This is a genomic window from Mesorhizobium sp. WSM4823 (assembly GCF_055811195.1).
Window position 1 is genome coordinate 162,992 of the sequence record NZ_JBVVQL010000008.1, and the last position, 14,702, is coordinate 177,693.

The following is a 14,702-nucleotide window of genomic DNA, read 5'->3' on the forward strand; positions in this document are numbered from 1 at the left end:
ACGCGGCCGCGCTCGCAGAAGACTTCAGGCGGTCAAATACGTCGCCCGGCAAGCATGTTTTCGATATCGGCCAGCAACTCTCGGTTAATTCCGGTTGCGATGCGCCTCGAAGCGAAGTGCTCCACCAGCGCACCGCTTCGCAGATTGCCGGCGGCACCGGGAGCATAGGGGCAGCCACCCAGGCCGCCGGCAGCGGAATCGAAGACCCTGAGCCCGATGTCCCAGGCGGCATCGACATTGGCGAGCGCCAGGCCGCTGGTATCGTGGAAATGGCCAGCAAGCCGTGCAGCCTCTGCTTCCTCGAGGGCCGCCAGAACCATGGCATGCACCCGCTCCGGCGTCGCCCTGCCGATCGTGTCGGCGACGGCGATTTCGGCGCAGCCGAGATCGCGCAGGCGGGCAACGATTTTCGCGGTCGCGCCGGGTTCGATCGGGCCTTCATAGGGACAGTCGACGGCGCAGGAAACATAACCCCTCACCGGCAAGGCATGCTCAGCGGCCAGCGCCATCACCGGCACGAAACGGGCGAGCCCCTCTTCGATGGTGCAGTTGGTGTTTCGCTTCGAAAACGTCTCCGAAGCGCTGGTGAACACCGCAAGCTCCTGTGCGCCGGCCGCGATCGCGGCGCGGGCACCGTGCTCGTTGGGCACCAGTGCGGACAGCGCAAGCCCCGGACGTCGCGCGGCACCGCGCATGACTGCGTCGTGGTCGGCCATCTGCGGCACCCATCTCGGCGAGACGAACGCTGTTGCCTCGATGCGGGCAAAGCCGCAATCGGCCAGGAGGCCGATCAGGCGCAGCTTCCCATCGGTCGAGACCAGCCGCTTTTCGTTCTGCAGCCCGTCGCGCGGGCCGACTTCGACGATGGTGACCTGCCGGTCGCTGCCGGGCGGTTCAATGGACGGCGGCATACATGATCTTTTCTTCGGAAGCCTCGTCGATGGTCATCTCCTCGACGATGCGGCCCTGGCGCGCCACCAGGATGCGGTCCGACAGATTGAGGATTTCAGGCAGATAGGACGAGATGACGACGACGGCAGCGCCGGCATCGGCAAGCCGCTCGATGATCTGGTGGATCTCGGCGATGGCGCCGACATCGACGCCGCGCGTCGGCTCGTCGAAGATGATCAGCGACGGCGCCTGGATCAGCGATTTCGCGATGACCACTTTCTGCTGGTTGCCGCCGGAAAGCTCGACCACGCGCGCATTGGCGCCAATCGAGCGGACGTTCATCGTCTCGATCCATTCGGCCGATTGCCGGCGCGCCTCATTGAGGCCGATCACCGAGACCGGATTGGAGCCCTTGGCCAGTTTGCCAAGGAACACGTTCTGGGCGATGCCCATCGTGTCGAACAGGCCGTCGAGCTTGCGATCCTCGGTGATGTAGGTGACGCCGCGCCGCACCGCCTGCCGCGGAACGCGGAAGCGCACCGCCTCGCCACGCAGCATGATACGGCCGCCATGGAAGAAATCGCGCTTTAAAACGCCCGCAGCGATCTTCATCATCTCGGTGCGGCCGGCGCCGACCAGGCCGAACAGCCCGGTCACCTGGCCGGCAAACACCGACAGCGTGGCGCTGCGCACCGCCTTGCCCATCGAGACGTTTTCGAGCGCCAGCACCTTTTCGCCCGGACGGCGCGCGACGCGTTTGGCTGCGGCGTCGCCATAGAGCGCATCGGTCAATTGCCGGCCGACCATCGCCTGGACGATTTTCTCCCGGGTGAGATTGCGGGCGTCGTCGGTGACGATCAGCGCGCCGTCACGCAGGACGCTGATACGGTCGGCGATCGACAGCGCCTCTTCCAGCGCATGCGAAATGAAGATGATGGAGGCGCCCTCGCCTTTCAGCCGTTCGACCAGGGCGAAGAAGTGCTGCTTTTCCTCCGGCGTCAGCGTCGCCGTCGGTTCATCGAAGATGAAGATGCGGGCGTTGTGGTGGACGGCGCGGGCGATCTCGACCATCTGCTTCTTGGCCGCGCCCAGCGTCGATACCAGCGCGGTCGGCTCGACATGGAAGTTCAGCCGCTGCAGGTGCTGCTGCGCCTTGATGTTGACGCCGCGCAGCCGGTTGAAGAAGCTCTCTTCGCCGAGGAAGATGTTCTGGGCGACGTTCATCGACGGAATGAGATTGGTCTCCTGGAACACCATGGCGATGCCGTGTTTCATGGCATCGGCCGGCGACGAAAAGCTGACCGGCTTGCCGTCGATCAGCATTTCGCCGGAGGTCAGCGGATAAAGGCCGGCCAGCACCTTGGTCAGCGTCGACTTGCCGGCGCCGTTCTCGCCGAGCAGCGCATGAACTTCGCCATGCTGCAGCGTGAAATCGACGTCGCGCACGGCCGCGTTTCCGGCGAAGGCCTTGGTGGCCCTGCGGAAATGGACGACGTCGGTCGCGCAAGGGTCAGTCATGTGCAACCCCGCCAGATGTCGCGCCGGGCAGGCGCAGCAGCGTGCCGGAGCCGCGCGAGGCGGCGTAGGCGCTGCCGTCATGTTCACAGATGGAAGTGACGCCGTGCATGCTGCCGTCGGCGCGACTGTGCCAACTTTCCCTGGGCTGGCCGCTGTCGTCGCAGCGCGCGATGAGGCCATAGGAGCGTGACGGCGCCCACGGCTTCAGCACGCCCATCTGCCGGACCGAGCCCTGGCTTAACGGCTGGTCCGGCTGCGCCGACCCGGCGAGCTCCGGTCCGATCCACTCGCCGGGATCTATCGTCGCCATCATCTCGCGGCGATAGTCGTCCTCGCGCAGCACCAGTTCGAAAAGCTGGCGGCGCGGCGCAAACAGCGCCATCCAAAAACCGCCCTCGGAGGCGGGCGACAGGCGTGACGGATAGGCCGGCAGGTCCTCCAGGATTGCCACCGGACGCGGGGATTTCGGATCGATGGCAACGATGCGGTGGCGCCAGCTTTTACTGACCGCCAGACGGCCATTGCCGAGCATGACCGCGCCGTTTGGAAATGCGAGTCCAGCCGCAAGCTCACGATGGGAACCCTCGGCCGGATCAATGGCGAGGACCATGCCGCTCTTGCCGCCTTCCATCAGATCGCGCTTCCAGTCGCGCGCCGGGTGCTTGCGTGAACCGACGCAAACGAAGAGCGTGCCGTCCACTGCAAAGACACCGGCGGTAAGGCAGGACGCGACGTCGCCCGGCAGATCGATGCGCTTCCAGGCGCCTGGCTGCCCGATCTGCAGGCCGTCACCCTCGATGCCTACGGCAAGGCGGCCATCGAGCGACGATGCGACAAAGCTGATCGGCGCCGCGAACTCCGCTATCGTGACAGGCAAAGCACTCGCTCCGCCAAGGTCGACCCGGAAAAGCGTGCCGCCGCTGCTGCACAGCAGCCCACCCGGCGACGAGACAAGATTGTCGATCGCAGAGAGCGACACGAGCCGCTCCGCCTCTTCCAGCCGATTGTCCGGCTTGAAGACGCCGTCCATGGCGGGCACGCTGATGCCGGCATCATCAGCCGCCAACAGCCGGCGGACGAATGCGCTGAAGCCCGCCATCAGCGCTTCCTCCAATAATCGTCATGCGCCGTCCATTGGGGATCGGCGCCGGCGATGCGGACGCGGCCGATGCGGTTGTTGGAGACGCCGCCCAGATAGAGCCAGCCCTTGTGCTCGCAGGTCGACGTGATCGAGGGATGGTTTTCGCCGGTCTCGTCCCAGAGCGCATCGATGATCTCGCCTGTTTCCGACACGCGCAGCACGCAGCCGCGATTGATGTTGGGAAACAGCCATTCATCGGCGGCGATGCGCTTGGCCATGCGGCGGCGAAAACCCGGTTTGCGCATGGCCAGATCGAAGGTCCTGGTGCGCATGCCGAGCAGCGCGATCCAGTAGGTGCCATCGGAGCCGCGGTTGAGATTGTCCGGATAGCCCGGCAGGTTGTCGAGGAAGATTTCACGCTTGCCCTTGTTTGGTCCATCGAACCAGTAGCGACTGATGCGGCACGCCCATGTCTCGGCAAAGAGCAGTGAATGGCCGTCGCGGCAAATGGTGACGCCGTTGGGGAAGATCAGGCCGCGCAGCACGGTGCGGGTAGAGCCGGTCCTGGGATCGTGGCAGATCAGCCGCCCATTGCCCCTGCCCTCCAGCGCATCGACCGCCCATTCCGACATCTCGTAGCGGATCGTCGCTTCGCTGAAGAAGATGCGCCCATCCGGTGCGATGTCGAGATCGTCGGGAAGCCGCAGGCGCGAATCGTCGATCACCGACAGCAGGCTGCGATTGGTTTCATCGGTGACCTTCGCCACCTTTCCGTCCGGCGAGACACGGTAGACGCCCATACCGCCGACGCAGGTGAGAAGATCGCCATTCGGCGCGAAGGCGAGACCCAGCGGATGACCGCCAATGCGGGCGAAGACTTCGTTCCGTGTATAGTCGGGTGCAAGAAAACGGACGACCGTACCGTGGCGTGTGCCGGTATAGAGATTGTCGTCGCGGTCGAGCAAGACGTCTTCGGGACCCTCAACTACGCCGAGTCCGATGAGCTGCGCTGCACCAAGCCTGTCGTTGACGGCAAGCACGTCGGTTCCGGTCTGCGGCGTCAAATTCGGCAACTTCAGATAGGTCGGCGAGACATAGACCTTGCTCAGCAGCTTGCCGCGGTTCTTCACCCATTTCGCATCGAACAGCACCGCTGCGATCAGCACCAGGCCGAGGATCAGCTGGTTGACCGAGCCCGGCATCGACAGGCGGATGAGGCCGCTGGTCAGGATCAGCACCAGGATTGAGCCGATCACCGCATTGCCGACCGAACCGCGGCCGCCACCCAGCGAAACGCCGCCGAGCACCACGGCGGTCAGCACGGAAATCTCAAGCCCGATGCCGGTGTCGGCTCCGGTGCTGCCGAGGCGGGCGGAAAAGAGAAAGGCAGCGATCGCGGTCAGCAGGCCCGATGCGACATAGGCAAGGCAGACGGTCAGCTTGACGTTGACACCGGCATTGTAGGCGGAGCGGCGCGCACCACCGACGGCGCGCAAACGCCATCCCGGCCTCAGCCGCGACAGGACGATATGCACGCCGATGGCAATGACGGCGAAAATGGCGAAAGAAACGGGTATACCGGAGAAGGCGCCGAAGCCGATCAGGTCCCATGTCGGGGAGACCGGCATCGAACCGACGATCGCGCTGGCAAGCCGGGGAAAGATGATGTCGTAGAGCGCCCTGTAGATGACCAGCGTCACCAGCGTGGTGATGAAGGCGCGCAGCCTGAGATAGCCGATCAGGACCCCGTTGAGCAGCCCACAGACGAGGCCCGTGGCGAGCGTCGCAACCAGCGCGACGCCGACCGGCAGGCCGAGCACATTCATCGACACCAGGGCGGCCAGCACGCACAGAGCGAACACCGAGCCAACCGAGAGATCGATGCCGCCCGACAGGATGACGATGGTGAGCGCCAATGCGATGAGGCCGAATTCCGATACCTGGCGTGCGAGATCGGTAAGATTCCCGACTGAGAGATAGCCGGGAATGATCCAAATCATGACGAGAATCGTGACCACCAGCGCCAAAGCCGGAATGACGTTGTCGATCCAGCTCTTGGTCAGCAACTCGCCGAACAGGCGGTCGGGCAAAAGCCGGTACCGCAGCCGCGAAAGCGCATCGCTGGTGGCCATAAATCAGGAATTCCCTACTTCAGGTCGTCCAGCGTCCAGCAATTGCGCTGGTTGACGTTGGCCTTGGTGATCTGGGTCAGCGGATTGAAGTAGAGCGTCTTGGTCTCGCCCGCGGCGCTGTCGGAAAGCAGCAGCCGTGCGATCTCGGCATTCAGGATCTCGCCCTGTTGTGGCACATTGTAGCTGATGTAGAGATTGAACAGGCCCTTCTCGACATTCTCGCAGCCGACCTTGTTGCCGCCGCCGCTGGTGACGAGGAAGACCTGGGCGCCCTTGCCGGCCTGCTGGATGGCCGACGCCGTGCCGGTATCCTGATTGTCCCAGATGCCGATGGCGCCGCACAGATCCGGATGCTGCTGCAGCACCGTGTCCATGATCGAGCGCGCCTTTTCCGGATTGTATTCGGTGGCCTGCTGCGAAACCACCTGAATGTCGGGATGCTGGTTCAGCACGCGATAGATGCCGTCGAGCTGGAACACGTCGGACGCCGCCGTCGGCACCCCGGTGTCGATCGCGACCTTGGTCGAAGCGCCCTTGCCGGGGCTGCATTTGTCGACCACGGCCTGCGCCGCCTGCTCGCCGATCTCGGTCCAGTCGGCGCCGACATAGGAATCGGTCTGCGTGTTCGATTCCAGATTGATCTGCACCACCTTGATGCCAGCGGCCTGTGCCTGCGCGAGCAGGCGGGCATAGGACTGGATGTCGGGATTATGCGCGACGATCAGGTCCGGTTTCTCGCTGATCAGCGACTGCAGCGCGCGGGTTCCCGCATCGGTGCTCCAGGCGGGGTCGCGGATTTCGAAACTGTATTTCAGGCGTTTGGCCTGCTGTCGCATCACCGCCGCCCAGCCTTCGGTCAGATCGAAGCCCATCGACAGCGGCAGGAAGACGACCTTCTTGCCTTCCAGCGTCTTGCGGAACGTCGTAGAGCGCGGATTTTCCAGGCCTTTGTCCTGGGCGCTGGCAGCGACGATGCCTGCAAGCGCGATGCAGGCCGCGGCGAGCCATTTTGTCGTTTTCAGAAGTCGCATGGTTTCCTCCCATTGCATTGTGGCGTTGAAATTGCTGTCAGAGATCCCCTTGTTGGGATGTCTGCTCGTCGCGCGGATTGACGAGCGAATCGATGACGATGGCCAGGAGCAGGACCACGCCCTTGACGAGGTTCTGGATCGTGTAGGCGATGTTCATGATCGTCATGCCGTTGAGCAGGATGCCGACGAAGATCGTACCCAGAATGACGTTGCGGACCTTGCCATGGCCGCCATTCAGACCGATCCCGCCCAAAACGACGACCAAAAGGATGTCGTAGATCATCGTCGAATTGAAAAGCCGGGCGTTGATCGCCGATGCCGACGAGGCAAGCACCAGTCCGGCGCCGTAGGCGATCAGCGCGCTGATCGCGTATTGCGCAACGATCATCGGCCGGGTGGAGATGCCGGTGATCCTGGCCGCGCCCGGATTGTTGCCAATGGCATAGGTCTGCCAGCCGAACCGCGTGCGGCTGAGCACAAGGTGCAGCGCCAGGCAAAGCATGGCGAAGATCACCACCGTCACCGGAACGCCGAGGATGCGGCCTTGGCCGATCAGCGAAAACCATGCGGCGCCTGACGGTACGTTCTGCATCTCCAGCGTGAAGAAAAAGGTCCTGCCGAGGCCGTAGATGACGGAGCCGGCAGCAAGTGTCGCGAAAATGGGGGCGACTTCGCCGAAAGCGATCAACGTCCCGATCAGCACTCCGGCACCGACCGCAAACAGGGCGCCGATCAGCAATGCGAACTCTAGCGAATAGCCCGAGCGTGCGATCACAAACGCCCAAGACACCGACACGACCATCGTCGCGATCATCGAGACGTCGATGCCTCTGGCAACAACGACCAGCGCCATACCCAGCGCCAAGATGCCGAGGATAGAGACGCTCCTGACCAGAGTGAGAATGTTGCCGGCGCTGAAAAAGGACGGCAGCAGGAGCGAGAACAGCACGAAAGCCAGGACGGCCAGTAGAAGGACGATGCCTTCCTGGCTTTTCAGCAGGTTTTTTAGCCCTGCAGGACCATGGTTTGCGGTTGCTTCGCTCACCGCTCAGCCTTCCCTTTGCCAAGTCGCAGGAGAATTTCCTTCGCGCGATCGACACGGACGTCATGGTTGGCAGCAAGTTCCTTCGCAACCGTATCGATGTCCGCGCCGGTTGCGCCGGCCACGATCGCGATGTTGCGGGCATGCAGCGCCATGTGCCCGCGCTGGATGCCTTCGGTTGCCAGCGCCCTGAGCGCTGCCATGTTCTGCGCAAGACCAACGGCGACCGTAACCTCGGCAAGCTCTTGCGCCGTCTTCACGCCGAGCAATTTCAGTGCGGCGCGCGCGGCCGGATGCGTCTTTGTGGCACCGCCGACGAGGCCCAGCGCCATGGGCATCTCCAGCGTGCCGACCAATGCGCCGGAGGCATCGATTTCCCAACGGCTCAACGATGTGTATCGCCCGCTACGCGCAGCCCAGGCATGCGCGCCAGCTTCGATCGCGCGCCAATCATTGCCAGTCGCGACCACGACCGGGTCGATGCCGTTCATAATGCCCTTGTTGTGCGTGGCCGCCCTGTACGGATCGGCGATTGCGAGCGCGCAGGCCTCGACAATGCCGGCAGCCATCCGCTCGCCGGTGAACTCCTTCGTCGCCAGCGCATCCTGCGTCAGGCGCACCCGCGCTCGCGCCAGTCGCAGATCGGCCAGATTGGAAAGTATGCGCAGCCGCACGACACCGCCGGATATCCTCTCGATCATCGGCGCAACGGCTTCGGCCATGGTGTTGACTGTGTTGGCGCCCATTGCATCGCGTACGTCGACGAGAAGATGCAGCACCACCATCGGCCCGACGGTTGTGTCTTCAAACACCTGCACTTCGATGTCACGGCAACCACCACCGAGCCCGATCAGGACCAGGTCGTTTTCGTTGGCCGCAGCTACGATCTCGTCGCGGCCCGACAAAAGCCGGGCACGTGCTCCATGAGGATCGGACAGCCCAAGTATCTGTATTTGCGCTCGCATGATCGGCGCGGTGCTGGACGTCTCGAAACCGCCACAGCCGCGGGCGATGCGCGCCATGAACGATGCAGCGGCGACCACGGAGGGCTCTTCCACTGCCATCGGGACGAGACAATCGCGTCCATTGATGGTGAAGTTGGTGGCGACGCCGAGCGGAATCTCAAACGTGCCGATCACATTCTCGATCATGCCGTCGGCAATGTTAAGCGGCAGCGCGCCTCCCCCACGCAAGGCATCGCGGTCCATCCGAGAGAGCCCGGCAAGGTCGCCGACCGTCCCCAGGCGATCGGCCGGCGACAGATCACGGAACTTTTCGATGCGGGAATTCAGCCGCGGCTCAACGCCTTCCTGGACAGTCCCCATCACCTACGCCTCCCTAGGAATGCTATTTTCTTGTTGAGCCAGCTATCGTCCAACTGATACCATCAGGCAAGGTACAGTTTTAAGAAACAGTCGCGCGCCGTACCAGCGCATTTTCGGGCACACTGTCAAAAAGGGATCGAAGATGACGCGCGCCGAAGCCGTAGCCAACGAGATCAGAAGGCGCATTGAGACGGGTTCCCTCACCACCGGCGCCAAACTTCCATCGATACGCAAGGCGGCCGAGCAGTTCGACGTTTCGAAAAACACGATTGTCGACGCTTACGACCGCCTGGTATCCGCCGGAATCGCGTTGTCTCGGCCAGGCGCAGGCTTCACCGTCGTGGAACGCGGCCGACAGAAGCCGGGCGAGCGTCCGCGTCATGTTGCAGAGGCAGTAGACATCGCTTCGCTGCTCAACGCACAATTGGAGGAGAGCTTTTCCATTCGCGTCGGCGACGGGCGCCCTCCGGCGTCGTGGATGGAGGAATCGGAGGTGCGGCGTCATCTCGGGCTGCTGGGCAGAAATCATCGATCCAGCAGCGACGGATATGGTTCGGCGATGGGGCTGCCGGCGTTACGCGAGCGGCTGGCCTTCGACCTCATTGAACGCGAGGTACAGGCGACGCCTGAGCAGATCTTGCTGACGTTCGGCGCCAACCATGCCTTGGACCTGATCATCCGCCGCTTCCTGGTTGCCGACGATACGGTGCTGGTCGACGATCCCGGCTATTATCCGCTGTTCGCCAAACTGAAGCTGGCGCAGGTCCGCATGGTGGGCGTGGCGAGAACTCCGACCGGTCCAGACCCCGAGGATCTCGCCGGCAAGGCTGAGCGTGAGCGCCCGAAACTTTTTTTTACGCAATCGCTTGCGCATAATCCAACCGGCAGTTCGACCAACCTTCCGACGGCCCATTCGATCCTGACCATCGCTTCGCGATACGACATGCTGGTGGTCGAGGATGATCCGTTCATCGATCTTCCAACGGTGCGGGGCGTTGGCCTGGCACCGCTCGATCAGTTGCAGAACGTCATCTGCGTCCGCACCTTCGCCAAGACGCTCTCTGCCAGCTTGCGCTGTGGCTATATCGCGGCGCGTCCCGACGTTATTGCTTCACTGGCCGAGTTGAAGATGCTGACGACCGTCAACAGCTCGGGACATGTCGAGCGGCTAATCCATGAGCTGATCAACCAGGGCCATTATCGCAGACACCTGAAGCGCCTTGGACAGCGGGTGCGCCAGGCGACCGAGATGGTCGTACCTCGTCTCCAGAAGACAGGCATGAAGCTCTTTGCCGAGCCGACCGGCGGATATTACGTTTACCTGGAACTGCCGGATCAAATCAGCGACATCGCACTTGCTCGGGAAGGAGCTCGCGAGGGGATTTTCATCGCGCCGGGCACGGTGTTTTCACCGGAACGTCAACCGGCCAAGGCAGGTATCCGCGTCAACGTCGCGTGGGCCTCAGATCCTCAGTTTTTTGATTTTTTGCTTCGAGCAACAACCGCGGACCCAATTCAGCCGTGACGATACAGCGCCCGTAAAAAACAGGCCTTCTCCAATTGTCGCTTTGGACCCCGTTCGCGGTATGCACATGAATAGGAATCTAACGGCTCTTCACGCGCGACAGCTACGTAACCGCTGGCATCATGTTCGCTGCCCGCGATTTGCACACGGTTCCCAGCCGTCAGGATGTGATCTCCACCAGCGAGCCATCAGGTGTTCGTGTCACCGCTTCATAGTAACCATCTCCGGTCATGCGCGGCTGCGAGACCAATAAACCGTCTTCGTCAAATCGCCTGGCAAGGGTGTCCACGGCTTCACGTGAGCCGACGGAAACCGCGACATGCGCCCAGCCTGGGATTTCTGGGGCGCCCCGCCCGACGTCGTCGGGAACCCACGGGCCGGTCATCAATTCGATGGATGGTCCTACGTTCAATTCCACGAACCGAGATGCAAAGCCTGGGCGTCGCCGACTTTCATAGCGCTCGCCGATCCTGGCGTTGAAATATTTTGACCAGAAAGCTGCGGATGTTTCCAGGTCAGCTGTCCAAAGTGCGACATGCGTTACCTTCATTGGATTGGCAGCCATGCCGACGATCCGGACCGAAACGCCTCAAACGTATTTGAAACGTCACGTCCGTTCACCACCACGGTCGAACACGGTCTATTGGGCGACCAGAGCATCGGCGTTGATCTCCACATTGCGCATTGCGTCTGCCAACCGGTGGTCAGGCAAATCGCCCGATCTAACTGCTGCAACGATGTGCTTGGCGACCTCGTCTATCCTGCTTGCCGGAAGCAGGATGAGATCGGCCCCCGCTTTCACCGCGGCGACCGCGGTTTCGCCATCAGAGAGGCCTCGCAGCATTGCAACAGCATCTATATCGTCGCTGACGATGATGCCGGTAAAGCCAAAATCGTGGCGCAGCATGTCGATGGTTTTCTTCGAGCGAGAGGATGGAAATTCCGAATCAATGGCGGGTACCAGCGCCGGGCCGGTCATGATCGCACGGACGCCTGCTTGGATTGCCGAGCGGAAAACCTCAAATCCGGGGAGGAGGTCTTGTGCTGTCCCTCGAACGTCCGCGAGTTCGATTGCCGGGTCGCCCGTAATGTCATGGTGGCCGGGAAAGTGTTTGGCCACCGCCACGACGCCAGCACTCTGGACACCGCTGATGAACGCCCTCGTGAGGCGAGCGACCTGAACTGAATCCGCATGGAGGGTGCGTCCGCGCAGCCAAGGATTGTGACCAGTGAGGACATCGACCACCGGACCGAGGAACATTCCGACCCCGAGTTCCCTCGCCTTCCGGCCTATATCGTGCGCCCGTTGGCGAATTGTTTGATCCGGCATCGAAAGCAGTTCCGCCCGATCGCCACAGCTCGGCGCCAGACCATGGAGACGTTCGATCCCGGCCGGCTCCTGATCGAGCGCGATCATCACCCCGTCGGCGTGGCTGGCCACCTCGCCAGCCAGACGGTGGAAGTCCTCCGCTGTTTCACAGGCGCGTCTGGCATCGCTCATTCGACGCGCAACATATTCGGCCCGCGTCTCGCCGAGCAACAGAGATCGACCACCTTCATCGAGATAGCGCTTCAAATCATCAGTCAATTCCAGACCGTCGATAGCGGGAAGGAGAACCGCGCGGGCGTTGCGTTCGATAATGTCCACGTCTTGTCCCTTGCAAATGTGTTCGAACCAGAGAATTTGCCGCGGCCGATGCACAGAAGAATGCTTCGGCCTGAAGCTTGGATACAGTCACGGGTTTTCTGAGGTTCCGCCCGGCATTGTGGCAGCCGCAGGTCTGAGCGATATCAACCCATCCCGTCCCGAGGCGCTGGCCTTGCGTCGACCGCAGACTTCTTCTCGCGCTTATTCCGCGTCGTCGGCCGCTTCGCAAAGTTGCGCGCTATACGCATGGGACACTTCAGAATACGCCAAGCACTTAATTCTGGATAACTCGACGTTCTCCTGATTTGTGCGGTTTATGAAAGCCACGATTTTTCCTCCGAAAAAATAGTACCCCACCAACGAAAATAGCATCAGGCTCGCCAGAGCTACGATTGGAACTGAACGCTTTTTTCGGGCTCGATTCACCATTGGCTTTTCCATGCGAAAGGCAAAACACGGACCCCATCAGGCCTTTCGGGCGCCGCGGCGGCCGTCTAGGAAATCGGGTGCAATTCGATAGCCAACCAGATCGAGTCCGTGTCCGCATAATAGCGATGCCACGGATACTCCCACCGGTTCTTGCCGGCGACGCGGCAGAACGGGTCATGGGTATAGCCGACCGGCATCATGACATCCTCGTAGAGCGTGGACTGTTCCCGCTCATGGAATTTCTGCATGCGGCCGAGGCCATGGATCTGGGTGTGCACTTCGAGGAAGGGGTGCTCGTTGTGGATGAAGCAGTCGGTTTGTCCCGGCGACCACCAGAGGTTCAGCTTCAGCGTGAATTCCTGATTTGCCGCGACGGCCGGGTTTTCGTTGGTGAAGGCGAGAGGGTCGGTCATCACGGTGCCGACCGTGTCCTGTGCCGAACTGTAGAGGGGGGTGTCGCGCGGAAAGCTCTTGATCCGGTTGCCGAGCCAGTCCCAGCCACGCAGGCCAACGCCGCCGAGGTTGGTGACCTTGTTCATCTTCAGCACCGCCACGCGCTCTGCGCTGACGATCTTCGCACCTTTTAGCGTGGTCGACTTCCAGGCCGGCACGATGCCAGGCACGGCCGAGCCCAACGTCACCATCGGCTCCGGCGAAAGGTTGACAACGACGCCATCCTCCACGGCGAAGTTGCGCACGTTGTCGATCAGTGTCGCAGAGATGAAATCGTCGGCAAAAGCGAGATTGCGACGTGCGTTCTCTTGATCAGCCATGGGCATCCTAATTCCACAAACTCAATGCTGGTGAATAGAACCACGCTCCACATCGCCGTTCAATTTCGCGGCGAACGCATTCCCGGCGTGGAAGTAAGCGCATCATGCGTCAGTTTGCGTCGGTCTGAGCTGTTGCGGGCGGGTTGCGTGGGCGCCGAGCGCGACAACAAGAAGGGCAATGAACACGACCCACAGACTGGCGCTCAACGAGGTGGCCTGGGCCAGCATGCCGATGAAAGCGGGGCCTACGAGCAGGCCGGCATAGCCGAGCGCGGCGACGAGCGACATCGCCGAACCCGCCGAATGGCCGCCGATCCGGCCGGCTGCGGCAAACAGTGCAGGCACAACATTGGCAATGCCGAAGCCGCACAAGATGAGCGCTAGGAAGATAACCGGCACCGTCGGGATGCCAAGGATCGCGGCCAGCGCGACAGCGCTTGCTGCACTGCCGAGCCGCAACAGCCGTACCGGCCCGAACGCATTGGCCATGGCATCGCCGACCATGCGACCGATCGCCATCATACCGGCGAAGACCGCAAAACCAAAAGCGCCGATGCTCTCCGACGCACCAGCATTGCCAACCAGATAGACGGCTGTCCAGTCCATCAGCGCCCCTTCCGCAAACAGCGCAAGGAACGCGATCGCGCCGACGAGCAACAGCCGTCTCCGCTGGATCGGGTCAAGCCGCGCGGAGCCTTGGTTCGCATTTTTGTGAGCTGACATGTGCGGTTCGCTCAGCCAACAACCGGCCGCACCGAACAGGATCACGCTCATTCCCGTAACGCCGAGACACGCCTGCACATTGCCGCCAGAATATAGGATCAGCCCACAGATGCCGGCGCCCGCCAGGTTGCCGACACTGAACGATGCGTGGAAGGACGACATGATATGACGCCCGACACGTCGCTCCAGAAAAGCCGCTTCGGTGTTCATCGCCACATCCAGCGTTCCGAACGAGGCGCCAGCGAAGGCGATGACGAGAGCCAGCGACATCACGCTCGGCGCATGCGGTGCGACGATCAACGCCAGCCCGAAGCCGGTACAGGCTACCGAGCATAGGGTGCGCGTGCCGAACCGCGGCACCAGCCGGCCGACATTGGTCATGGTCAGAATGGCGCCTGCCGCGAAGCAGAGCAGCACGAGCCCGAGTGTTCCCGTGTCGAGCTGAAGTTCCGCACTGATCGACGGCAGGCTGGCAGCCCACGCACCGATGCCAACGCCGCCAGCAAGAAAGATCAAGAAGGATGCCGTGCGGGACGGTGCTCGGATTTCGGCGAAGGTCATCTAAATCCCTTTAGCTGCGCCGC

12 protein-coding genes are annotated in these 14,702 nt (G+C 62.2%); 1 reads left to right on the forward strand and 11 read right to left on the reverse strand.

All coding sequences use genetic code 11. The features are described 5' to 3' along the window. Nucleotides 1–32 precede the first annotated feature (32 nt). From AC0L26_RS20805 to AC0L26_RS20835, 7 genes are read right to left on the reverse strand one after another with little or no spacing between them, the layout of a single operon-like run. Entirely contained in the window at nt 33–911 is an 879-nt protein-coding gene (locus tag AC0L26_RS20805; protein WP_473634268.1) for a hydroxymethylglutaryl-CoA lyase, read from the reverse strand. Further along, nucleotides 895–2,409 (reverse strand): sugar ABC transporter ATP-binding protein, encoded by a 1,515-nt coding sequence (locus AC0L26_RS20810; RefSeq protein WP_473634269.1) that lies wholly within the window; start codon nt 2,407–2,409, stop codon nt 895–897. The genes AC0L26_RS20805 and AC0L26_RS20810 overlap by 17 nt, the downstream gene beginning before the upstream one ends. Beyond that, the gene (locus AC0L26_RS20815; protein ID WP_473634270.1) at nt 2,402–3,508 is read right to left on the reverse strand and encodes an SMP-30/gluconolactonase/LRE family protein; all 1,107 of its coding nucleotides are present in this window, start codon (nt 3,506–3,508) and stop codon (nt 2,402–2,404) included. The genes AC0L26_RS20810 and AC0L26_RS20815 overlap by 8 nt, the downstream gene beginning before the upstream one ends. Next, on the reverse strand, nt 3,508–5,622 hold the full coding sequence (locus tag AC0L26_RS20820; protein WP_473634271.1) for an ABC transporter permease: 2,115 nt from the start codon (nt 5,620–5,622) through the stop codon (nt 3,508–3,510). The genes AC0L26_RS20815 and AC0L26_RS20820 overlap by 1 nt, the downstream gene beginning before the upstream one ends. Before the next feature lie 14 nt (nt 5,623–5,636). Continuing rightward, nucleotides 5,637–6,653, reverse strand: a complete 1,017-nt coding sequence (locus tag AC0L26_RS20825; protein ID WP_473634272.1) for a sugar ABC transporter substrate-binding protein — start codon at nt 6,651–6,653, stop codon at nt 5,637–5,639. A 37-nt stretch (nt 6,654–6,690) separates the two neighbouring features. Continuing rightward, nucleotides 6,691–7,698, reverse strand: coding sequence for an ABC transporter permease (locus AC0L26_RS20830; protein WP_473634273.1), 1,008 nt, complete (start codon nt 7,696–7,698; stop codon nt 6,691–6,693). Beyond that, nucleotides 7,695–9,020, reverse strand: a complete 1,326-nt coding sequence (locus AC0L26_RS20835) for a hydroxymethylglutaryl-CoA reductase, degradative (RefSeq protein ID WP_473634368.1) — start codon at nt 9,018–9,020, stop codon at nt 7,695–7,697. The genes AC0L26_RS20830 and AC0L26_RS20835 overlap by 4 nt, the downstream gene beginning before the upstream one ends. A gap of 142 nt (nt 9,021–9,162) precedes the next feature. Here AC0L26_RS20835 and AC0L26_RS20840 point away from each other — a divergent pair, with 142 nt between their 5' ends. After that, entirely contained in the window at nt 9,163–10,545 is a 1,383-nt protein-coding gene (locus AC0L26_RS20840) for an aminotransferase-like domain-containing protein (protein WP_473634274.1), read from the forward strand. 160 nt (nt 10,546–10,705) lie between these two features. Here AC0L26_RS20840 and AC0L26_RS20845 read toward each other — a convergent pair whose 3' ends face one another. The 4 genes from AC0L26_RS20845 to AC0L26_RS20860 all read right to left on the reverse strand — a co-directional run bounded on the left by AC0L26_RS20845 (nt 10,706) and on the right by AC0L26_RS20860 (nt 14,679). After that, on the reverse strand, nt 10,706–11,110 hold the full coding sequence (locus tag AC0L26_RS20845) for a VOC family protein (protein ID WP_473634275.1): 405 nt from the start codon (nt 11,108–11,110) through the stop codon (nt 10,706–10,708). 75 nt (nt 11,111–11,185) lie between these two features. Continuing rightward, the gene (locus AC0L26_RS20850) at nt 11,186–12,193 is read right to left on the reverse strand and encodes a glycoside hydrolase family 3 N-terminal domain-containing protein (protein ID WP_473634276.1); all 1,008 of its coding nucleotides are present in this window, start codon (nt 12,191–12,193) and stop codon (nt 11,186–11,188) included. 494 nt (nt 12,194–12,687) lie between these two features. Further along, nucleotides 12,688–13,395 (reverse strand): hypothetical protein, encoded by a 708-nt coding sequence (locus tag AC0L26_RS20855; RefSeq protein ID WP_473634277.1) that lies wholly within the window; start codon nt 13,393–13,395, stop codon nt 12,688–12,690. A 102-nt stretch (nt 13,396–13,497) separates the two neighbouring features. Continuing rightward, on the reverse strand, nt 13,498–14,679 hold the full coding sequence (locus AC0L26_RS20860) for an MFS transporter (protein ID WP_473634278.1): 1,182 nt from the start codon (nt 14,677–14,679) through the stop codon (nt 13,498–13,500). Between the last annotated feature and the right edge of the window lie 23 nt (nt 14,680–14,702).